This is a genomic window from Chryseobacterium tongliaonense (assembly GCF_041224435.1).
In the GTDB taxonomy this organism is placed as follows: domain Bacteria; phylum Bacteroidota; class Bacteroidia; order Flavobacteriales; family Weeksellaceae; genus Chryseobacterium; species Chryseobacterium tongliaoense.
This window is the reverse complement of record NZ_JBGFFD010000015.1, coordinates 13966-35773: the sequence shown is the minus strand read 5'-3', so window position 1 is coordinate 35773 and position 21808 is coordinate 13966. Positions and strand designations below refer to the sequence as shown.

Genomic DNA, 21808 nt, shown 5'->3' with positions numbered 1-21808 from the left:
TAATATTTGTTAAATACCAAACATTTAACAAAAACAAATCGTCATAAAAATAAAATGATTGAATATAATAAACAACGCTGAAAATTAGAATTTTATATCAATTATAGGTGAAATTATCATGAAAAATACACAAAAAAACAAATATTAATAACTGATTATCAGATCATTAAAAAACAAAAAATAAACAAAAATGAAAGAATATTTATGATAATTCAACACTATTGGACAAATAAAGCAATGCAACGCATATATTTTTTTTCATCTAGCTATCTGTTAAAATAGGTGAAAATTATAAAAAGTTTACAAAGATTCAAATAAAAAAATGCTTCGTAAGGCCTACTTAAATATTGAAACTTCTAGCATTAATTTGGAGAAAAAAATGGAATTAGTAAGTAATCAGTTTTTATATAACTACATTCATTTCGATATTCTTTTAATTGATATTTAAAACTTATTTATTAAATCCATCTCAGATTAGTCAATAAAAAAACCGCCCTAAGGCGGTTTTAAATATTAAAATTGTTTATCGTTCAAATATTAATTCTGGTTCCAGAATGGAGTAGAACTATTTTTTGTAAATAATTGTGCTGTCGAAAGACTTGGAACATTTGATGGGTTAGCACTGTATTCCGAAGTAGGATATTGTAATCTATATGGTTTTCTAGCTTGTGCAGCTGTTACAGCTAGAGGAATAAAAGGATATCCCGTTCTGCTATATTCGATATATGCTTCTGTAGGTGTTGCATTTACTGTAGAAATCCATTTCTGTGTCATAATTGCTTCAAGTTTTTGAGCATCAGACCCAGTCCAACCTAATCCCGCTTTTGAAGCAATATCAGCTAAATAACTTCCAGATGCAGCTCCATAGTAAGTAAATGAATCAGTGATTCCTTTGGTGAATTTGGTCTGAGCATTATAACTAAATAATGAAGGCCATCTTAAAGCAGCTTCAGCTTGTAAGAAACTACTTTCAGCAGCAGTCATCATTACACCTCCACGGTCATTTGATAACTGTATTAAACTTCCACTAGTTGCACCACCAATAAAGTTTCCGTTTGCAAGTTGAGAAACGTTTCTACTAGACGGACTGTTTGGATCCTGAGGTGCTCCTGGCTGACCCGCTGTAGCTCCTTGTCTTACTCCTTTCAACCTGTTAAAAGACTGACCGTTGAATGAATATGAAATACGCGTAAACTGTCTGTATTTTCTTGGATCACTAACGTTATTGAATTTAGCATAATAAGGCTCCGTAGAATTTAGAATCGTATTTCCTTCTAACGTATTAGCAAGGTGTTCAGATATTGTTACAGTTCCAAAGTTTGAAGGCCTAACTCCAGCTGATGTTGCAAAATAGCTTACAACAAACGGATGCATAGAATCATTATTTGCACTAGAATATCCTGGATTTTCGCTTACAGTTTGATTGATAAATACATTATCCCAACCCAAAACAGCTGCTTCAGCAGAAAGTTTTGCTAATTCCTGATCTCTGAATGTTGCCATACTGCCTGTAACATTTGACATTCTGATAAGATATCTTAACTTTACCGTATTAGCAAACTGTCTCCATAGGTCCATATCACCTTCAAAAACAATATCACTAGCATCTGCAGCTTCAGCAACTGGGTTAGCAGCATCAATAATAGCGATAGCAGCATTAAGATTTTCTATTGATGATTTGTAAATCGTTTCATCATTATCATATTTCGGATGTAGGTTTGCCTGACCTTTAAACGCTTCAGAATAAGGAGCGTCACCATACAAATCAACTATATATTGCATGTAGAATGCTTTCATAACTTTTGAAATAGCTATATAATTGTCTTGTTTATGATCTGGATTAGGGAAATTTTCAATAAAATTGAATGTATTAAGATTCAAATAAATATTGTCCCAGATCCCACTATAAGATGAGCTGTTTAAATTTAAGGTATTCTCTGTACTGAATGTTTCCCCAAATGAATAGACATTACAAGCCCAGTTATTCATCATCAAATTACCTAGTTTCATCATATCTGTACCTTGTGTTCTGTAAATTTCAGAAATCGCTCCTGGAAGAGCTAAACTTGGTAAAATATTTTCTGCCGGAACAGAGTTAGGGTTTTCGTTGATATCTAAATAGTTATTACATGAGGTTGTTGTTAGCCCCATCAACACTAAAGGAATTAAAAATTTTATCTTTTTCATTTTTTCTAAAAAGTTACGTTAACATTGAAACCAAAAGTTCTTGCAGTAGGGTATTGACTAATAGCTTGGTATCCTCCACCGTTACCAGCAGTATTGGTAACTTCAGGATCTCCAAAGTTTCTGTTTGATTTAGCATACCATACAAATGGATTTCTAGCATAAGCTCCAACTGTCAAACTGTTAATAAACGTATTGCTTATCCAGTTTTTAGGGAATCTATAGCTTAATGAGATTTCTCTTATTTTAAGAGCTGTACCGTCAACAACGAATTCTTCAGCAATATCATCCTGGTATGATCCCGTAAAATAAGACATCACATGCTGGTAATCACCAACACCTCCCACCGGGGTAGTGTTTGCAACATATTGCCCATTTACTAATTGTACCGAATTAGGAATAACATAACCTTGCGAACGATCAAATTCTGCAGTTTTCTCTAGCAATCCGGTGAAACCTGAAAGTTGTTTTGATGCTGAGATAAAACTATTACCTGTTCTATAATCTCCAACTGCTCTTAAAGTGAAACCTTTATATCTTACTGTTGTACCAAAAGTAAGAATGTAATCAGGATTTACTTTTCCTAAGATTTCATAGTCACTGTTTACTACAGGTAAACCATTAGCTCCAACTACGATATTTCCGTTAGGATCTCTTTCGTATTTAGTACCGATGATCATAGGCATTTGTTGTCCTACAACTGCTGCAATACTTGCAGGGATACCACCACCAGCATTAGCTAAAATTACTCTATCACCTCCACCTTCTAAGCTTAAAACTTCAGATCTGTATTGAGAATAAGAACCATTTAAATTCCATTCAAAATCAGCACTTTTGAAAGGTGTAATTCCCAAATCTACTTCAAAACCTTTGTTTCTCATAGTTCCTACGTTATCAAGCACAGCATTAAATCCTGTAGGTGTTGGTAAAGTAGCATTAGTAATCAAATCTTCTGTCTTAGTATTATAGTAAGACCCTTCAATAGTAATACGGTCTTTTAAGAACCCTAAAGCTAAGTTCGCTTCAAATGTATTATTAAATTCAGGCTTGATATCTGGAGATACTGGGTTTCTGTTAGGTCTGTAAGATGATAAATCTCCGAAAGGATACCCTGTTGGGATAACACCAACTTCATCCAATGCATAAGTTCCGATAGTACTGGAGTTACCTGTTCTTGTATATGAAGCACTTAATTTCACATAGTTAAGAACATCATTTTTAAGACTTTCAAATGCCTTAGTAGGAATGAAAGACGCTCCAAATGAATAATAAGAATATCCTTGATTTTTGAAATCATCAGTATAAGTTGGTCTAACACTTAAAACTGAAGATTGCTCATAACGGAATGTCCCATTTACAAATAAATAATCTTTGTATCCTAAATCTATATTAGCAAACCAAGCAGCACTTCTTACTCTTGCTTTACCATTTTCAAGATTATACCATGGAGTACTACTTGTAACGTTATTAATATTATACCAACCAGGAATTCTTAAATTTGTTCCTCCAACTTGAGTATAATCTTCTTTAGTATCCTGAAGGTTACTACCAACATTCGCTTTCAAATTAAGATTATCTGTCAAGTCATAGTTGAAGTTTAACATTAAATCTCCATAATACTTCCAGCTTTTAGTCATGCTCTTATTATAAGCCGAAGTGATTGGCGTATAGGCATTCTGTGTAAAACTGAAAATATCTTCACCATCAAAAAGCGGGTTACCCGTGTTTGCCCAAGGAATAGCATCTGATTGATTAAACTGATCATTATAAGCTTCAGTTATACCAGAACTGGTCAATAAATTCCCTGTATATGTTACACTGATATTTTTATTAAATTCATATGCTAAGTTAACGATACCATTAAAAGTAGTTGTATTGTTATTAGTTCTGAAATGCTCTCTCAACCAATATGGGTTTGTGGCATAAGGAGTCCAATGTCCACTGATTCCTGAATTTTTATAATCTCTAACATTAACGTTTGCAGGAGTTTGTAATAACATCCCATACAAGTTTCCAGAAGTTTGGTTAGTATTCTGGTCTATTACGTTAAATGTTCCATCAATTCTAAATTTACCTAATTGTTTTCCACCCTTGAAGAAGAATGTATTTCTTTTTAAGTTATCACCGTCAACCATAAACTGGTTTTCTAAACGGTTAAGAGATAAATATGCATATGCATCATCACCACCAACATTCATGGACAATCCATTTTGCATCAAAACTCCATTATTGAAGAATTTTTTGATGTTGTCTTCCTGATAACCATAATTAGCTTTGATGAAACTTCCATCAGCCTGAGGTAATCCTACAGGTAACAACTGCCCTCCTAATCCTGGAGTTGACCATACAGGTCCCCAAGAGGTATTTTCATAAGGAACCCAGTTGGTACCGTTGTAATCAGTATCATCAAAAGTTGTATCATTGATACCCTGACCATATACAGATTGTCTTAATGGTAATTTGTATATTGTAGAAATATCAACAGAAGAAGTTAAATTAAATTGAATTTTACTTGATTTCGAACCTCTTTTAGTTGTTACTACAATAACCCCATTACTACCTTTTTCACCATATAAAGCAGCACCTTGCTGTCCTTTAATTACGTTTATGTTTTCAATAATCTCAGGAGGTAATTGCTGGAAAATTGAAGTAGTTGAGATTGTTCCATCAATAATAATTAAAGCAGTATTAGTACCAGAAATAGATCTATTACCTCTTAATACGATACGAGCAGTCGAGTTTACTGAGTTATCCAAAGTATTAATCTGCAAACCTGATACCTTACCAGTTAATGCTTGAGCAAGATTCGGGTTACCTCCATTGCTGATTTCCTGGTTATTTAAAACCTTGTTACTGGAAATAACTGCATCCTGTCTCTTTTTAATACCAAGAGCTCCAGTCACTACGACCTCACGTATGTCTTGTGTTCTCAAAGTATCGCCTTCTGTATTTTGTGCATTCACAACCACAAAAGAGGAAGTAAGAACTATAGCCAAAACACTTGTAGTTAATTTCTTCATATTTAAATTGATTATTTTTTTTATTATTGCAAATATGTAAAACTTTCCCAAAGTAACCAAATATTTTGTTAAAAATATTTAATATTGCATGGTTTTATTTCACGTTATCGTATATATTTATGGAATTATTAAAAAAATGGTCGAAATTTTATGTCGAAGCAGGGTGTGACGAAGTAGGCAGAGGCTGTTTATGTGGGCCTGTTGTTGCCGCTGCAGTTATCTTAGATCATAATTTTAACCAAAATTTGGTTAATGATTCAAAAAAACTAACTTTTAAGACAAGAATGGATCTTGATAACTATATAAAAGACAATGTTAAAGACTATGCCATCGCCGAATTGCCACCATTATTTATCGACACCCATAATATTCTCAATGCAAGCATTCATGCCATGCATCTTGCGTTGGATCAATTAAAAATAAGACCGGAATTCATCCTTGTAGATGGAAACAGGTTTCATCCTTATAATTACATACCCCACGAATGTATTATTAAAGGTGATTCAAAAGTATTATCTATTGCAGCCGCTTCTATTCTGGCTAAAAATTACAGAGACAGGTTAATGATTGAACTCCATGACGAATTTCCGGAGTATGGCTGGAACACGAATTTCGGGTATGCCACTAAAAAGCATCAGGAAGCCTTAATAAAATTCGGGCCAACCAAACATCACAGACAATCGTTCAGACTTAAATATGATTAAACGATTATAAATTAACTGTAAGTGAAGAGTTGAAAGTTGAATTGATATCAATAAAAAAGAGAAGCAAATTTGCTTCTCTTTTTTATACTATTATATAAGGTATACTATTTCTTTTTATTTTTTTGTTCAGCTACTTTTTGCTGTTCCTGAGCTTTCTCCATCATTTCTCTCATTCTCTTCTGGAATTTACCCTCTGTTTTAGGTTTTTCCTTATTGGCCTGGATTTGTGCATGGATTTTCTTTTCATCCAGAATCCAGTATTTAATAACAAGGATGATTAAAATATTAATCGCGTTGGATACAAAATAATACCATGAAAGCCCGGAAGCTGAAGTATTCAGGAAGAATAGGAATGTAACCGGGAAAATATACATCAACACTTTCATGTTTGGCATACCTTCCTGCTGTGGCTGCTGAATATTTCCTGAGGTCATAATGGTATAGATCAAAATTACAACGGTACATGCAAGAGCAAAAATACTTAAGTGATCTCCCAGGAAAGGAACTTTAAACGGTAATTTAATCAAATCATCATAAGCCGTAAGGTCTTTTGCAAACCAGAAGCCCTGCCCTCTCAAATCTATAAAGTTCGGGAAGAAACGGAACAATGCATAGAAAATAGGAATCTGTACCAACGCCGGCAAACAACCAGCCATTTGATTCACTCCTGCTTTTCGGTAGATTTCCATGGTAGCCTGTTGTTTTTTCATGGGATCTGCATCCTTTAATTTAGCATTGGCTTCATCAATTTCAGGACGGATCACTCTCATCATTGCACTCAGCTTATGTTGCTTGTACATAATTGGTGACAAGATCAATTTAACCAGGATTGTCAATAAGAAAATCGCCCAACCTGCTGTCAATCCCCAAGATGCAATAAAGTTATAGATAGGAATAAAGAATCCTCTGTTCATCCATCCGATGAAAGACCATCCCAATGGAAGAATTTCGTCGAAGTTTTTATCATAAGACTTTAACAAAGGTAAATCCAATGGCATAAAATACCACGTGAAATCCTGGTTCAGTTCACTTCCTGTCATTTGAACAAAACCTTCATAGTTCAGTTTTTTCAGATATTCACCTTCTTCAATTGATTCCTGATTTCCTTTACTTTGAGTAAATCCGTTTTTAGCCTCAATCACAGAAGTAAAAAACTGCTGTTTTACCCCAATCCAGTTAAGTGTTTCTTTTTCCTCCTCCATTGTTGTTCTTCCGTCATAATCATAATCTTTATAATTATTAAATGCATAAGAGAATTCTGAGTGAGACTGTTCCTGAGCTCTACCCTTTTCCATATTTCTTACACTGTAGTCCCAGATGAAATCAGCTTTGGTATCAGAAGTTACTTTTGCAAGGCCCTGAGTTCTTACTTTAAAATCTAAAGTGTATTTCTCAAGCAGTGTATAAATAAACTGAATAACAGCGCCATTATAATTAGCCGTCAGTGTTACAGCATTCCCGTTTACAGTTGGGGAGAAAACTAAATCTTTGGTATTAATTACTTTCCCTGTTTTATCTTTAAACTGGAATCCGTAATTGGAATTGTTTTTATTGATTAAATATAATGGCAAATCTGTTTTGTCACTTTTGTGATCGTATGCCTTATATTTTAAAAGTTCTACTTTAGAAACCTGCCCTCCTAAGCTTGAAAATTCCAGTTTCAATTCACTGTTTGCTAAGTTGGAAACCTGAATCGCATTAGGAGTTACATTTGGATTGATATTGCTTGCCTGAGTTTGTTTTACCGCATTTTTAACCTGTTCGGTCTTTTGTTGCTGAGCTTTTACCTCCTCCTCTTTCGATTGCTTGTTTTGAAAATAAAACATAAAACCGAAAAGTACCAGACATAAAACCGCAAAACTAATCAATTGACTTTTATCGAGTCCGTTGTTTTGTTGCATTTTATCTTAATTAAAATTTTTAATATTAAATAGGTATTACAAGTGCAATACATTTTGAGTCGACAAAAATACTGTTTTTTTATCAAAACTCTATGCTATAATATATTACTATATAATAAACTCAGGCTGAGAATAATCAGTCTGAGTTTATTTATGACGTTTGTAATTAAAAAATTACTTTACTTCTTTTCACAAGCCTTGATGAAAGCTCTGAATAACGGATGCGGCGTTGCTACCGTGCTTTTGTATTCAGGGTGATACTGTACCCCGACATAGAAAGGATGATCCGGCATTTCAAGAGCCTCAACCAATCCTGTTTCAGGGTTTATTCCCGTTGCCAGAAAACCGTTCTTTTCAAATTCCTGAAGATAATCGCTATTGAATTCATAACGGTGACGGTGTCTTTCGGAAATATTTTTGTTACCGTAGATTTCAGATAATCTGGAATTGTTTTTTAAAGTACATTTCCACGCTCCAAGACGCATTGTACCTCCTTTGTCTACTACATTTTTCTGCTCTTCCATGATAGAGATCACTGGATGTTCCGTAGAAGTATCAAATTCCATAGAATTGGCTTTTGAATAACCGAGAATATTTCTCGCAAATTCAATCGTCATGATCTGCATTCCTAAACAGATACCCAACATCGGAATCTTATTTTCTCTTGCATATTGTGCTGTAAGTACTTTTCCTTCAATTCCTCTGTCTCCGAAGCCCGGAGCAATCAGAATTCCGTTCACTCCTTTTAAAGTTTCCTTGATATTTTCTTCGGTAATATCTCCGCTGTATACCCATCTTACTTTCACTTCTGTTTCCACATCTGCACCTGCATGCTTGAAAGCTTCAGCAATGGAAATATAAGAATCCTGAAGAGAGATATATTTTCCTACCAATGCAATTTCTATTGTTTTCTTAGGGTTCTGGAATTTCTTTAAGAAGCTTTTCCAGTCTTTAAGATCTGCCTGTTTATCACTTTTAAGATCCAGCTCTTTTAAAACCACATCATCAAAGTTCTGCTTCTGAAGATACATCGGAACTTCATAAATCGTTTCCAGATCTTTACATTCAATAACGTTATCTAACGGAACATTACAGAACTGTGCCAATTTTGCTCTCTGATCTTTCGGAATTTTATGTTCCGTTCTGCAAACCAAAACATCAGCCATAATTCCGCTTTCCATTAACTGACGAACTGAATGCTGAGAAGGTTTTGTCTTTAATTCTCCACTTGAAGCCAGATATGGCAATAAAGTCAAATGGATGACCATAGAATTTTTCTCACCCAGCTCCCACTTCAACTGACGCACAGTCTCAATGTAAGGCAGGGATTCAATATCTCCTACCGTTCCACCGATCTCAGTAATGATGATATCGTAGTTTTGTTTGGAAAGAATTTTAATTCTGCGTTTAATTTCGTTGGTGATATGAGGAATTACCTGAACTGTTTTTCCCAAAAAGTCTCCTTTTCTTTCTTTTTCAATAACAGTCTGATAAATTTTCCCTGTAGTAACGTTGTTATTCTGGGAAGTTGGAGCATCCAAGTATCGCTCGTAGTGACCTAAATCCAGATCCGTCTCCGCACCATCTTCGGTTACATAGCATTCTCCGTGTTCATAAGGATTCAGTGTTCCTGGGTCAATGTTAATATAAGGATCCAGTTTTTGGATCGTTACATTAAAACCGCGTGATTTCAGTAATAGTCCCAGAGAAGCAGATACGATTCCTTTTCCCAAAGATGAAGTTACACCTCCTGTCACAAAGATGTATTTAGTGTTCTTTTTACTCATTAGATTAGGTTTGTGCAAAGTTAGGGGAAAAAGAAATACAAAGCAATTTTTTAGATTTTGAATTATTTTAATTAATCGTAATGACGAAAAATAAGTTTAAAATTTAGGTAACTATATCCTATTTTACACTCAATCATTTTTTATTAACGCAAAGTTTTAAAAATTCGCCGGCTATATTTTAAGAAAAAGAAAGAAAAGCAGCAAAGCTGCTATGAAGTACTCTTTTGAAAATCTGTTTTATAGATTTAAAACTTTGCTCATCTTAGATAGGTCCGATTCAATTCATCTACGAATAATAACAAATTACTCACTACACTCCAAACTCACTCGTTTTGCAGCAATCTTAGTTACGAGTGACTCCGAATTTACAGTTTCACGATTTAGCAATTCCGCCTTCAGATATGGCAAAAAGGTTCCCAACATACATTGAAAACCTTTTACCCAACCAAATATATATATGAAAATTATTGTTTAATCAATTCAAAATATAAATTCACATCAACATCTTTAGCTACACCGGCTCCTGTAGGATCATATTTGATATTATAATCCAGACGGTTTACTTTAAATGCAGTCTGGAAACCCATTACTTCTTTCCCCTGCTGATTTTTTGTTACTCCGCCGTAAGTTACCGGAACACTGATTTCTTTAGTTACATCTTTAATCGTCAGTTTTCCTTTAAGCGTGTATGTATTATTTTTACCTTTCGTTAAAGAAGTACTTTCAAAAGTCATGGCAGGAAATTTTTCAGCATCGAAGAAATCTCCACTTTTCAAATGCTTGTCTCTCATTTCAACACCGGTATTCACAGAACCTGTCTGTACCGCAAAAGAAAATGTGGCATTATCCAGATTAGCTCCCGGAGTGGATATTTTTCCGTCAAATGCATCAAATCTTCCCTGTACAAAACTGATCCCCATATGTTTGATGTTAAAATTCACAGAAGAATGCATCGGATCTACAGCCCAGGCTGTTTGTGCAAAACCTATAACGCTCAGAAGCGCGAATACGAAAGTTAAAAATACCTTTTTCATTTTTTAATATATTTTAAATAGGAGTCAAAGGTATAAGGAAAATAAAGTACTGACATTGATCTATGTTAGTTTATTAACCCTTTATAAAAATTTTTTGATGCTGAGTTTTTTTATAATTTTACATCATGGCAAAACTTAAAACAGCATACTTCTGTCAAAACTGCGGAACCCAGTATTCTCAATGGATGGGACAATGCAAAAACTGCGGACAATGGAATACCCTGGTAGAAGAAGTGGTAGAAAAACCTTCTCATAAAAGTCTTCCTTCTTCAAAAACCAAACAACATGTCATTAACATCGTTGAAGTTGAGGCGATTGAAGAACCACGGATCAAAACTCCCTCTGAGGAACTGAACCGGGTTTTGGGCGGCGGAATTGTTTTAGGATCTGTAACACTGATCGGTGGTGAACCGGGAATCGGAAAGTCTACCCTTCTTTTACAGCTGGCCTTAAAAATGAAGAAGAAAATTTTCTATGTTTCGGGAGAAGAAAGCGCCTCACAAATCAAAATGAGAGCTGACCGGTTAACGGATATTCAGAATCCGAACTGCTTTCTTTTTACCGAAACCTCACTGGAAAAAATTCTTCATGAAGCTAAAAAACTGGAACCTGATTTTGTTATTATTGATTCCATTCAGACCTTACAATCTCAACTGATTGAAAGTTCGCCGGGAACCGTTTCCCAAATCCGCGAATGCTCCAATGAAATTATCAAATATGCCAAAGAAAACAACACGCCGGTTTTCCTGGTTGGGCACATTACGAAAGACGGACAGATTGCCGGTCCCAAAGTACTGGAACATATGGTGGATGTGGTATTGAATTTTGACGGCGACAGAAACCATCTTTTCAGATTATTGAGAGCCAACAAAAACCGTTTCGGTTCCACTTCAGAAATCGGAATTTACGAAATGGTTTCTCAGGGTTTGAAAGAAATTAAAAATCCTTCTGAAATTCTCATTACCAAAAAATTCGAAGAGCTTTCCGGAAATTCTGTGGCAGTAACTCTGGAAGGAAACCGCCCGATGCTTCTGGAAATCCAGGCGCTGGTAAGTACTGCGGTTTATGGAACACCTCAAAGAAGCTCCACCGGTTTTGATGCCAAAAGATTAAATATGCTTCTTGCGGTATTGGAAAAACGTGCAGGATTCCAGCTTGGAGCAAAAGACGTTTTCCTTAATATTACAGGCGGGATTAAAACCGATGATCCGGCTTTAGACCTTGCTGTTGTGGCTTCTATCCTTTCTTCCAATGAAGATATTGCGATTTCCGAGCATTTCTGTTTTGCAGGAGAAATCGGTTTGAGTGGTGAGATCCGTCCTGTGGCACAGGTAGAGCAACGAATTTCAGAAGCTGAGAAATTAGGATACGAAAAAATATTCGTCTCCAACCTTAATAAAATTCCTAAAAGAAAATTCGGGATTAAAATTGAGGAGGTAAGTAAAATTGAAGATTTTCACGAGAGAATTTTTTAGAGTTATAAGTTTTGAGTTATGAATTATGAGTTTTGAGGATTACTTCAGTTTATAATTTCAATGGGAAAGATAAAAACGGATTTTTAAATTTCATCTTTTTTAATCTTTAATCCTTACCTTTAAGTTTTCACAATAATGAATTACTTAGCACATTCTTTCCTTTCATTTACTGACGGGCAAATCGTAGGTCAGTTCCTGGAAGATTTTATCCGGAATAAGGACCGTTTTTCTTTCCCGAAAGATATTCAGGACGGCATTACTTTGCACAGGGCCATTGATACTTTTACAGATTCTCATCCGGCTATTCACGAAGCAAAAAAAGTATTTGCTCCGCTCGTAAGATTATATGCCGGAGCTTTTGTTGATGTTTCAATGGATTATTTTGTCGCCACAGATTTCACCCTAAACTCACTTCAGGGATGGAAAGATCATTCTCTGAAAGTATACAGAGTGCTTAATGAAAACAGCGAATGGCTACCTGAAAATTTTAAAAAGATGCTGGTAAAAATGGAAGCCGATGACTGGTTGTATAATTACCGTGAAGACTGGGGCATCAAATTCAGTATGCGGAATGTTCTCAATAAAGCTAAATATCTGGATCCGGACATCCCCGTGTTTGAATTATTCCTGCAGAATAAAGAAGTGCTTCAAAAATGTTATGACCAGTTTTTTCCGGATTTACTCGATCATGCAAAAGGGATTAATGCACTCCTGCAACTCGAAAGTTAGCTTATTTTAAATATCAGTTCCAAAATAACGGTTGGGATACGTAAGCTTTTCACTTTTTCTTTGCCCGTTGATGATGATATGAACGATATTGATCTGGTCATCAAATAAATTATATAAAAAGCTGACAGCCGTCTCAATTTTTTTCGGATTATTTACGGTTTCCGATTCCATAAAAATATTTACTGACTCACTGTCTTCTTCATATCCGATGTATCCTATTTTTAAAAAGGCATTGTTGGTTTTGAGTTTAAAATATTCCGCACAATACTGTTTTAATGCTCCATTAAGCTGCGCTTTGTATTTGGGATCATTAAAATGAAAAGGTTTACCGTACTTTTTCGTTAATCCGTTTTCCAGGTCATCAAGAAAAAAACGGCCTGTAATTTCAAAAGTTTTCGATTTTGAATTGTAGTTGATTTCCACGGAACCTACATGATAAGGATGTTTTTCTTTAGTAAAAGAAAACAAAAAAATAATCGGAAGCAAAAACAGCCATAAATTCTTCATAAACCCTCGGATTTAAAATTTGTTCCGAAATTAATCATTATTTTCGTAAGCTTTATATTTTACTACGTTATGCAGGATTTTTTATTTTATTTAAACCTTGGCTGGGAGCATATTATTTCTTTAGATGCATTGGATCATCAACTTTTTGTTTTAGCATTAATTGCAGTATATTCTTTCAGTGACTGGAAAAAGATCCTGATTCTTGTAACTGCTTTTACAATCGGACATTCCATTACATTAGCGCTGAGTATTCTGGATATTTTCAGAGTTCCGTCTGACTGGGTAGAATTCCTGATTCCGTTAACAATCGTTCTTACTTCACTGGATAATATTCTGATGAAGAATAAAAAGCAAACCCTGATGCGGGCCAATTATTATTTAGCCTTGATTTTCGGGCTTATTCACGGAATGGGATTCGCCAACACAGCCAGAGTAATGATTGCGAAAAGCCAGAGCATTGCCATTCCTCTTCTGGGTTTCAATATCGGGTTGGAATTAGGACAAATTGTAATTGTTTTTGCCATTTTAACAGCTCTTTTCATTTCACTTAATATATTTAAGGTAAATAAAAAAGACTGGATTCTCTTTGTTTCTTCAGGAGTTTTTGCGTTATCATTAAAAATGACTTTGGAAAGAATTCCGTTTTAAGGCTGAAACATTTCCTATTTTTCAACTACTTATCATTATATTTGAACATTCTTAACCATTTTGATCATGAAACTAAAAGTTACATTACTTTCTGTATTCACTTTTGCAGGCCTGACTGCACAAAATATTCAAAATAATCCGGGGAGCAATCACGGAAATAAATTTGAACAATTAGGAACCATACTTCCTACTCCAAATATCTACAGAACCGCTTCCGGAGCTCCGGGACACGGATACTGGCAAAACAGAGCAGATTATACTATTTCTGCTTATCTCGATGAAGACAAAAGAAATTTAAAAGGCTCCGAAACCATTACCTATTATAATAATTCACCGGATGACCTTGAATATATCTGGCTTCAGCTGGACGAAAACCAGCAGTCGAATGTAAAAAATGCAGACTTTCCTTTTTCCTCCACCCTTCCAAAAATTTCGAATGATCAGCAGTTAAAGACCACTGATCTTCCTGCAAAGGATAACGGATATGGTGTAAATCTTGAAAAAGTGACTGATGCATCCGGAACACCATTAAGATACACGGTAAACAAGACCATGATGCGTATTGATTTACCGAAAGTTCTGAAAAAAGGAGAAAAATTAATTTTTAAAATAGACTGGAATTATAACATCCCCAACAGAATGAAAATGGGTGGTCGTGGCGGCTACGAAAACTTTCCGGAAGATGGAAACGATCTGTATACAATGACACAGTGGTATCCTAGAATGTGCGTGTACAGCGACTTTCACGGATGGCAGAATCACCAGTTCACAGGACGTGGTGAGTTTGCTTTGGTTTTCGGTAATTTCAAAGTTTCGATGAACGTTCCGGCTGATCATATTGTGGGCGGAACCGGCGAATGTAAAAATTACGAACAGGTTTTATCTTCTGACCAACTGGCCAGATACAGAAAAGCACAAAACTCTGATGAGCCTGTAGAAATTGTAACCCTTGATGAAGCTAAAAAAGCAGAGAAAAATCATTCGAAACAGAGAAAAACATGGACTTTTGAGGCGAATGATGTAAGGGATTTTGCATGGACCTCATCCAGAAAATTTGTGTGGGACGGAATGGGTGTTGTCATTCCTGAAAACAATAATAAAGTAATGGCCATGAGCTTCTATGGAAAGGAAGCTTACGGTTTGTACAGAAAATTTTCTACAAAAGCTGTTGCCCATACTATTAAAACCTACTCTGAATTCACGATTCCGTATCCTTATCCTGTAGCGCAATCTATTGAAGCAGCCAACGGAATGGAATATCCGATGATCTGTTTCAATTTCGGAAGAACGGAGAAAGACGGAACCTATTCTGAAGGAACAAAAAACGGAATGATCGGCGTAATCATTCATGAGGTAGGACATAATTTCTTTCCGATGATTATCAACTCTGATGAAAGACAATGGAGCTGGATGGATGAAGGTTTAAATACTTTCACGGAATATCTTACTGAAGAAAAATGGGATAATAAATTCCCTTCAAAACGCGGACCGGCATGGACGATCGTAGATTACATGAAGCTGCCTAAGGATCAACTGGAACCTATCATGAGTAATTCTGAAAACATCATCCAATTCGGACCGAATGCTTATTCCAAACCGGCAACCGGACTGAATATTCTTCGTGAAACCATTATGGGAAGAGAACTTTTTGATAAAGCTTATAAAACATATGCTAAAAGATGGGCTTTCAAGCATCCTGAACCGGCAGACTTTTTCAGAACAATGGAAGATGCCAGCGGTGAAGATCTGGACTGGTTCTGGAGAGGATGGTTTTACGGGACTGATCCTGTAGACATTGCTATTGATAAGGTCTCTATTGCAACGCCTGACCTGGAAGCCGTTCCGAAAGCAAATGAAATTAACTATAAAGTTGATAAACCTCTGCAAAACGAATTTGAGGACATTTCAAAAATCAGAAATAAGGAGGATAAAAATATTACCTTCTATGTAGATAAAGATAAAGATGTTCAGGATTTCTATTACCGTTATGATCGCGGACAGGAAAAGGTGGACAATAATAAAGACTATTCTTTGAAGATTGAAAACTCCACTACACTGGATGCCAAAGACAAAGATAAGTTCAAAAACATTAGTGCCTATCAGATAGATTTTGTAAACAAAGGAGGATTGGTAATGCCTATCATTCTTGAGTTTACTTTTGAAGACGGATCCAAGCTTTATGACAAATCTTCCGCTCAGATCTGGAGACAAAATGAGCAGAAAGTATCAAAGACGTATTATTTTGACAAAAAATTGAAATCAGTACAACTGGATCCGATGAGAGAAACGGCAGATATTGATACGTCAAACAATTTCTGGAGCAATGACGGAAGTAATACCCATACGTCAAAATTCCAGGTGTTTAAACAGAAACAGGGAGGAGCCGTAAGAGGAGGAGCCAACGGAAAGGTAAATCCTATGCAGGCTGCAGGAAAGAATAAATAAAAGAACTTCATACCAACAAAAAAACTGCCCTCGGGCAGTTTTTTTGTTAATATAATCAGCCAGTTTAATTCAAATAGGTTTTCAAAGAATTTTTATAAGTTCTGCCCAACGGAAGTTTGTCGCCATCTTTAAGATAAACATTGCCGGCATCATAAGAACTGATATGAGAAGACAGTACAATATATGATTTATGAATCCTTATAAATCCTAAATCCTGAAATTTCTCTTCAAAATTAGACATCCGTTCAAGGATCATGTATTTTTTCAAAGGCGTAATGAGGATAATATATTCTCCGAATCCCTGAATCCATCTAATATCTTCCAGAAACACCTTATTCATGATATAATTGGATTTAAACATGATGAAATCTTCTTGTTTTTTATTTTCCGTTGAATTTTTAAACTGTAAAAAATCTTTCGCTTTATTCACTGCTTTTTTGAAGGTTTCAAAATCTACAGGTTTTACAAGATAATGTACAACGTCCAGCTCAAAAGCTTTTACAGCATATTGGGTTTCTAAAGTAAGGAATATGCAGAGGGGTTTATAGGGCAGCTGCTGCAGAAGCTCAATCCCATTAATGTAAGGCATATTAATATCCAAAATAACGAGATCCACTTTATTATTCTGAAGATACGCCAAAGCCTCTTCAGGATCCTGGAAACCTTTCAAAAGATCAACACCCTCTATCTGATCGCAATACTTTTCAATAAGTTGCAACGCAGGATATTCATCATCTACACTCACTACAGTCAGATTACTCATGATAATTTAATTTTTAAAATCGTCAGATATTCATTATTTTCTATTGCTTCTGACAAAAAAGTAAACATCCCCGGATAATTTTTTTCCAGGATACGAATGACAGCTTCATTACCCAATCCTCCGCTATCTCCATTATTTTCCAGAACTCTCTTTCTGGCAACCGAATTTATAATTTCAAAAAAAACTTCCCGGTTCAGTATCTTATAATTCATTTTTATAAAACTTCCGGGCTCAATTCCGATTGCAGAATGCTTCAGGGCATTTTCAAATAAGGTAAGAAAAACAGAAGGCGGAATTTCGATCAGATCTACCGTTTCTTCATCCTGAACATCAAAGGAAATATTCAGCAGATTATGATATCTCAGTTGATAAAGGCCACTAAGCGCTCTGATAGAAGAAAACTCCTGAGCAATACTTATTTTATCCTTATGGGTATCATAAATAACATATTGAAGTAATTTACTAAGCTGCAATATAGATTCTGATGTATTTTCCGAAGGCTGAAAACTCTTTGCATAAATATTGTTAAGCGTGTTCAGTAAAAAATGAGGGTTGAGCTTAGATTTAAGCAGATCCAGGTGTAACTGGTCTTTTTCTTCGCCCAGGTTCTTAAAATCTTTTTCTATAAGGAATTTATCTTTTGTTATTCCAAGAAATGAAGCGGTAAGAATCACGATGCCCTGCGCCGTATAAACATTGTATAAAAATTTGGTATTGGAAAGGCTCTCATTAAAATTCATACTAAAGATGGCCGGTTCCAATAAAATTCTGAAAAGGCTGGATACTAAAAAACAAATCAGAGCATACAGGATAAACTCCGGATACTTATTCGATAAATAAAACTGGGGAACAAGATAATAATACACCAGATAATACATTCCAACATTCAAAATAATTACAGATGCCACACACCAGATCAGATCCGGGGCATCAAGAAAGTAATTTTCGGTAAAAAAAGTAATTAAAATGAAAACAAAAAAGAAAAAAGCATGCTGAAACCTCAATAAAAGCTCCCAATGATAATCCATTAGTTTTTTCAGAATCTTACCATTAAATAAAACCCTGAAAACCAACAATATGACTACAATATTAATAAGTAAAAACATCTAAAAAACGAAAATTTTCCACTTTCAAATATAACATCTTTTTCATCCCACCCTGCAGTTTATTGATAAAATCTGTCATTGATTGAAAAATTAATTGACACTTTTTTCTTCTGGATATATTTGAGAAATCAGATATTAATCAAAGATTACATGAAAATTAAATTAAAATTAATTGTCATTTTATTGCTTGGACTGAGCAAATTCGCGACCGCCCAAAGCCGTGACCAATACAATATGTGGTTTCAGTATCTCATGTCAGCCAGACTAACGGATAAAAGTACCTTAACTGCGCTTTCCCAATACCGTTCTTTCGATCTGGCTTACGATACAAGACTTTTCCTGGTTTCGGCATATGTAGATTATGAAGTGGCGAATGATGTAAAACCTGCCGCAGGATTTATGTTTCTGATTTTAGATTCTTATAAATCTGATAACACCAAAAAAGAAAGATATGAAAAAAGGCCTTTTCAGCAGGTCAGCCTGGGAGGCAGCATCGGCAGAACATCCGTCTCTCACCGTTTCCGTGTGGAAGAACGTTTTATAAGCAACCCCAATGAATTTATCGTAAGGCTGCGTTATCTTATTTCCCTGAGAATTCCATTTAACAGAGCCGGAGAAAAAGAAAAACTCTATGGCATTTTGAAAAATGAAATCAGGATGAACGTAGTTAAAGAAGACCCGTTCGACAGCAACCGTTTAACTGCAGGAATCGGAATAAAAACGGGTAAAAACTCAGCCATAGAAGTCGCTTTTATCAATCAGCTTGAAACCGGATCTACCAGTAATTATGGCTATATCGGTTACAGAAATAATTTCGACTGGCGCAAGAAAAACAAAAATTAGATAACCTAAAATACATTCATTTATGCTTACATTCCTTGGATTTTTAATGATTATCATCTTTATGGTTCTCATTATGAATAAAAAAATGACTCCGCTTACAGCTTTGGTTATCGTTCCCGTAGTGATTGCACTTTTTGCCGGATTCGGGCCTGAGCTCGGAGATATGATGAAAAACGGAGTAAAAGAAATAGCCCTCACCGGGGTTATGCTGATTTTTGCCATCCTTTATTTCAGTTTAATGATAGACACTGGGTTATTTGAGCCATTAGTCAATATTATTTTAAAAGCGGTTGGTGATAATCCGGTCAAAACAACCATTGGAACTGCTATTCTTACCGCTCTCGTTTCTCTGGACGGAGACGGCTCTTCTACTTATCTTATCGTTGTTGCCGCAATGCTTCCGCTTTATAAAAAACAGGGATTGAACCCTTTGGTGCTGACCTGCATCATCATGCTTGCCGGTCAGATTATGAACATTCTTCCGTGGGGTGGCCCTACAGCAAGGGTAATGAGCTCTCTGAAACTTGGACATACGGAAATTTTCGTTCCGATGATTCCAATTATGGTTTTAGGAATTGCATGGGTCATATTTGTTGCCTATATTTTAGGAAGAAGAGAAAAGAAAAGAATCGCCAAACATGGAAAATACACCCACTACAACAGCGATGACATCATTGGCGAAACCGATCCCAGGCTCCGCCGCCCGAAACTCATCTGGATCAATCTCGGCCTTACCGTTGTTCTTCTGGTTGTTATGATTCTTGACCTCGTTCCTCTGGGTATTGCTTTTATGATTGCTTTCTGTATCGCTTCCATTATCAATTATCCTAAATTAAAAGACCAGCAGAAAATCATGTCTAAACATGCGGGTAACGCTTTATCTGTGGCAGGAATGATCTTCGGAGCAGGAATTTTCACAGGGATTTTAAATGGTTCAGGTATTATGCAGGCTATGGGAAACAGCATGATAGAAATTGTCCCGAAAAGCTGGAGCGGCTCTTTGAATATCATTACCGCAGCGCTCAGTGTTCCGCTTACCTTCTTCCTTACCAATGATGCCTATTATTTCGGAATATTGCCTGTTATTGTAGCTACCGGGCAGCAGCTGGGCATTTCACCGGAAATATTGGGAAGGGCAAGCCTTATAGGACAGGGCTCACATCTTTTAAGTCCGCTTGTTCCCTCAACCTATTTATTAGTTTCATTAGCAGGTGTAGAATTTTCAGACCATTTAAAATATACTTTAAAATGGGCAATAGGTTCTTCTGTCATCATGTTAGTCGGGGCATTACTTCTCGGGATTATATAATTGAAACTAATGTGTTATTATTTTGTTTCAGATGTATACCTTTATTCCCACCGGAATATAATATTAATTTTGTGCTGACAAACAGTTTTTGAGATGAATCTTTTCCATACAAAAAAGACATTTACGGGCAGTTATCTGAGGAATCTGACTTTATATGTATTTGCAGCCATTATCTGCGGCGTACTTATGGGGTATTATTTTCCTGAGTTAAGCATTAAACTTGGGATGGTAAGCCGGTATTTTTTCATGGTTCTGGAAATGCTTATACTGCCGGTTATTTTCATGGCAATCATCTATGGAATCTCTCATTTGGCTGAGATTAAAAATGCAGACCGAATCATCTGGCAGACCGCAGTGTATTTTATCATTATAAGTGTTATCGCCATTCTATTGGGCTTTATTTTCGGTTTTGCCATAAAACCCGGAGCCAATACAGGAATTGATGCCGGTAAAATAAATACCGTACTTCCAAAGAGCTTTGAAATAAACGACCGTTCTGTAACCTCAGTGCTCTATCTCAACAGGCATGGTATTTTTCTGATCTTATCCATTATTGTCGGTATTTCCCTAAATTTATCTAAAGGAAGACAACGTTTTCTGAAGATCCTGGATTACGGGCTGGGAATTTTCTATACGGTTATCAAATATCTCTACATTATCCTTCCCATGATTATCTTCTGCAATATCGCTTTCGGGATTTCCGTATATGGGATCAACACGCTTTTGCCGCTCAGCAAGGTTGTTGCAACAGCATATCTGGCAGATATTGTTTTTATCTTCGGAGTTTTAGGATTGATTTCTTATTTCTTTAAATTTAACCTCTGGAAATTCCTTCTCAATATAAAAGAAGAGATTATCCTGGTGATTACAACTTCTTCTTCAAAAACCGCATTTCCGGTTATTTTCGAAAAAATGGAAAGCGAAGGTTACAGCCGGAAGATTCTGGGATTCATAATTCCACTGGGATATAATTTTAATCTCGCAGGAGCTTGCATTTATATTTCTGTAGCATGTTGTTTCCTGATTCAGTTTTATAATATTTCTCTGGCTTTTAATGATTATCTCTGGCTTTTTCTTATTATTTTCATTACCTCAAAGACGGCATCAGGAGTACCGGGCTCTGGTTTTCTGGCTCTTATTTTCACCTTAAATAGGTTCGGAAAAATTCCTTTAACTGACATCGCTTTGCTGTATAGCGTCGACCGTTTTATGAATGAAGCAAGATCGGTAACCAATTTTATAGGTATTGCGGTTTCGGCGGCCATTATTTCAAAAATCAATCAGTCTCAGAAAAATAAAACGCTTCTTTAGTTAGATTTATAAAAGAAAAATTATTGTAGCCGCATAAATCCT

General features: G+C 35.7%; 16 protein-coding genes. 8 read left to right on the top strand and 8 right to left on the bottom strand.

Annotated elements, in window-relative coordinates:
* Nucleotides 1-537: 537 nt before the first annotated feature.
* Nucleotides 538-2187: a SusD/RagB family nutrient-binding outer membrane lipoprotein gene (locus tag AB8P06_RS19940; protein ID WP_369844297.1), complete on the bottom strand. Its 1650-nt coding sequence runs from the start codon at nucleotides 2185-2187 to the stop codon at nucleotides 538-540.
* 5 nt (nucleotides 2188-2192) lie between these two features.
* Nucleotides 2193-5255 (bottom strand): SusC/RagA family TonB-linked outer membrane protein, encoded by a 3063-nt coding sequence (locus tag AB8P06_RS19935; protein WP_369844295.1) that lies wholly within the window; start codon nucleotides 5253-5255, stop codon nucleotides 2193-2195.
* A gap of 68 nt (nucleotides 5256-5323) precedes the next feature.
* Here AB8P06_RS19935 and rnhB point away from each other — a divergent pair, with 68 nt between their 5' ends.
* Nucleotides 5324-5908, top strand: coding sequence for a ribonuclease HII (rnhB, locus tag AB8P06_RS19930; RefSeq protein WP_369844293.1), 585 nt, complete (start codon nucleotides 5324-5326; stop codon nucleotides 5906-5908).
* Between the two features lie 104 nt (nucleotides 5909-6012).
* Here rnhB and yidC read toward each other — a convergent pair whose 3' ends face one another.
* From yidC to AB8P06_RS19915, 3 genes are all read right to left on the bottom strand, one after another.
* Nucleotides 6013-7809, bottom strand: a complete 1797-nt coding sequence (gene yidC, locus AB8P06_RS19925; protein ID WP_369844291.1) for a membrane protein insertase YidC — start codon at nucleotides 7807-7809, stop codon at nucleotides 6013-6015.
* A 179-nt stretch (nucleotides 7810-7988) separates the two neighbouring features.
* Nucleotides 7989-9596, bottom strand: a complete 1608-nt coding sequence (gene pyrG / locus AB8P06_RS19920) for a CTP synthase (protein ID WP_369844288.1) — start codon at nucleotides 9594-9596, stop codon at nucleotides 7989-7991.
* A gap of 464 nt (nucleotides 9597-10060) precedes the next feature.
* Nucleotides 10061-10630: a YceI family protein gene (locus tag AB8P06_RS19915; RefSeq protein WP_369844286.1), complete on the bottom strand. Its 570-nt coding sequence runs from the start codon at nucleotides 10628-10630 to the stop codon at nucleotides 10061-10063.
* A gap of 125 nt (nucleotides 10631-10755) precedes the next feature.
* On the opposite strand from AB8P06_RS19915, the gene radA reads away from it, so the two are divergent.
* Both radA and AB8P06_RS19905 read left to right on the top strand, forming a co-directional pair.
* Entirely contained in the window at nucleotides 10756-12105 is a 1350-nt protein-coding gene (gene radA / locus AB8P06_RS19910) for a DNA repair protein RadA (RefSeq protein ID WP_369844284.1), read from the top strand.
* A 135-nt stretch (nucleotides 12106-12240) separates the two neighbouring features.
* On the top strand, nucleotides 12241-12834 hold the full coding sequence (locus tag AB8P06_RS19905; protein ID WP_369844282.1) for an acyl carrier protein phosphodiesterase: 594 nt from the start codon (nucleotides 12241-12243) through the stop codon (nucleotides 12832-12834).
* Between the two features lie 6 nt (nucleotides 12835-12840).
* On the opposite strand, the gene AB8P06_RS19900 is transcribed toward AB8P06_RS19905, so the two are convergent.
* Entirely contained in the window at nucleotides 12841-13341 is a 501-nt protein-coding gene (locus AB8P06_RS19900) for a DUF6702 family protein (RefSeq protein ID WP_369844280.1), read from the bottom strand.
* Between the two features lie 69 nt (nucleotides 13342-13410).
* Between AB8P06_RS19900 and AB8P06_RS19895 the strand changes: the two genes are divergently transcribed.
* Nucleotides 13411-13989, top strand: coding sequence for a HupE/UreJ family protein (locus AB8P06_RS19895; RefSeq protein ID WP_369844278.1), 579 nt, complete (start codon nucleotides 13411-13413; stop codon nucleotides 13987-13989).
* A 66-nt stretch (nucleotides 13990-14055) separates the two neighbouring features.
* Entirely contained in the window at nucleotides 14056-16434 is a 2379-nt protein-coding gene (locus AB8P06_RS19890; protein WP_369844277.1) for a M1 family metallopeptidase, read from the top strand.
* A 64-nt stretch (nucleotides 16435-16498) separates the two neighbouring features.
* Here AB8P06_RS19890 and AB8P06_RS19885 read toward each other — a convergent pair whose 3' ends face one another.
* Nucleotides 16499-17197, bottom strand: a complete 699-nt coding sequence (locus tag AB8P06_RS19885) for a LytR/AlgR family response regulator transcription factor (protein WP_369844275.1) — start codon at nucleotides 17195-17197, stop codon at nucleotides 16499-16501.
* Nucleotides 17194-18303 carry a sensor histidine kinase gene (locus tag AB8P06_RS19880; RefSeq protein WP_369844273.1) on the bottom strand — a complete coding sequence of 370 codons (1110 nt, stop codon included), beginning with the start codon at nucleotides 18301-18303 and terminating at the stop codon, nucleotides 17194-17196. Before AB8P06_RS19880 ends, AB8P06_RS19885 begins: the two co-directional genes overlap by 4 nt.
* 150 nt (nucleotides 18304-18453) lie before the next feature.
* Here AB8P06_RS19880 and AB8P06_RS19875 point away from each other — a divergent pair, with 150 nt between their 5' ends.
* The 3 genes from AB8P06_RS19875 to AB8P06_RS19865 all read left to right on the top strand — a co-directional run bounded on the left by AB8P06_RS19875 (nucleotide 18454) and on the right by AB8P06_RS19865 (nucleotide 21766).
* Nucleotides 18454-19146: a DUF2490 domain-containing protein gene (locus AB8P06_RS19875; RefSeq protein WP_369844271.1), complete on the top strand. Its 693-nt coding sequence runs from the start codon at nucleotides 18454-18456 to the stop codon at nucleotides 19144-19146.
* Between the two features lie 22 nt (nucleotides 19147-19168).
* The gene (locus tag AB8P06_RS19870; RefSeq protein WP_369844269.1) at nucleotides 19169-20455 is read left to right on the top strand and encodes a CitMHS family transporter; all 1287 of its coding nucleotides are present in this window, start codon (nucleotides 19169-19171) and stop codon (nucleotides 20453-20455) included.
* A gap of 93 nt (nucleotides 20456-20548) precedes the next feature.
* Nucleotides 20549-21766: a cation:dicarboxylate symporter family transporter gene (locus tag AB8P06_RS19865; protein WP_369844267.1), complete on the top strand. Its 1218-nt coding sequence runs from the start codon at nucleotides 20549-20551 to the stop codon at nucleotides 21764-21766.
* Nucleotides 21767-21808: the final 42 nt, after the last annotated feature.

Excerpts from the sequence above, each read along its gene's own strand:
- AB8P06_RS19890 (WP_369844277.1), top strand. The coding sequence starts at position 14,056 with ATGAAACTAAAAGTTACATTACTTTCTGTATTCACTTTTGCAGGCCTG.
- AB8P06_RS19915 (WP_369844286.1), bottom strand. The coding sequence starts at position 10,630 with ATGAAAAAGGTATTTTTAACTTTCGTATTCGCGCTTCTGAGCGTTATA.
- AB8P06_RS19895 (WP_369844278.1), top strand. The coding sequence starts at position 13,411 with ATGCAGGATTTTTTATTTTATTTAAACCTTGGCTGGGAGCATATTATT.
- AB8P06_RS19870 (WP_369844269.1), top strand. The coding sequence starts at position 19,169 with ATGCTTACATTCCTTGGATTTTTAATGATTATCATCTTTATGGTTCTC.
- yidC (WP_369844291.1), bottom strand. The coding sequence starts at position 7,809 with ATGCAACAAAACAACGGACTCGATAAAAGTCAATTGATTAGTTTTGCG.
- AB8P06_RS19880 (WP_369844273.1), bottom strand. The coding sequence starts at position 18,303 with ATGTTTTTACTTATTAATATTGTAGTCATATTGTTGGTTTTCAGGGTT.
- rnhB (WP_369844293.1), top strand. The coding sequence starts at position 5,324 with ATGGAATTATTAAAAAAATGGTCGAAATTTTATGTCGAAGCAGGGTGT.
- AB8P06_RS19905 (WP_369844282.1), top strand. The coding sequence starts at position 12,241 with ATGAATTACTTAGCACATTCTTTCCTTTCATTTACTGACGGGCAAATC.
- AB8P06_RS19865 (WP_369844267.1), top strand. The coding sequence starts at position 20,549 with ATGAATCTTTTCCATACAAAAAAGACATTTACGGGCAGTTATCTGAGG.
- AB8P06_RS19900 (WP_369844280.1), bottom strand. The coding sequence starts at position 13,341 with ATGAAGAATTTATGGCTGTTTTTGCTTCCGATTATTTTTTTGTTTTCT.
- AB8P06_RS19875 (WP_369844271.1), top strand. The coding sequence starts at position 18,454 with ATGAAAATTAAATTAAAATTAATTGTCATTTTATTGCTTGGACTGAGC.
- AB8P06_RS19885 (WP_369844275.1), bottom strand. The coding sequence starts at position 17,197 with ATGAGTAATCTGACTGTAGTGAGTGTAGATGATGAATATCCTGCGTTG.
- AB8P06_RS19940 (WP_369844297.1), bottom strand. The coding sequence starts at position 2,187 with ATGAAAAAGATAAAATTTTTAATTCCTTTAGTGTTGATGGGGCTAACA.
- pyrG (WP_369844288.1), bottom strand. The coding sequence starts at position 9,596 with ATGAGTAAAAAGAACACTAAATACATCTTTGTGACAGGAGGTGTAACT.
- radA (WP_369844284.1), top strand. The coding sequence starts at position 10,756 with ATGGCAAAACTTAAAACAGCATACTTCTGTCAAAACTGCGGAACCCAG.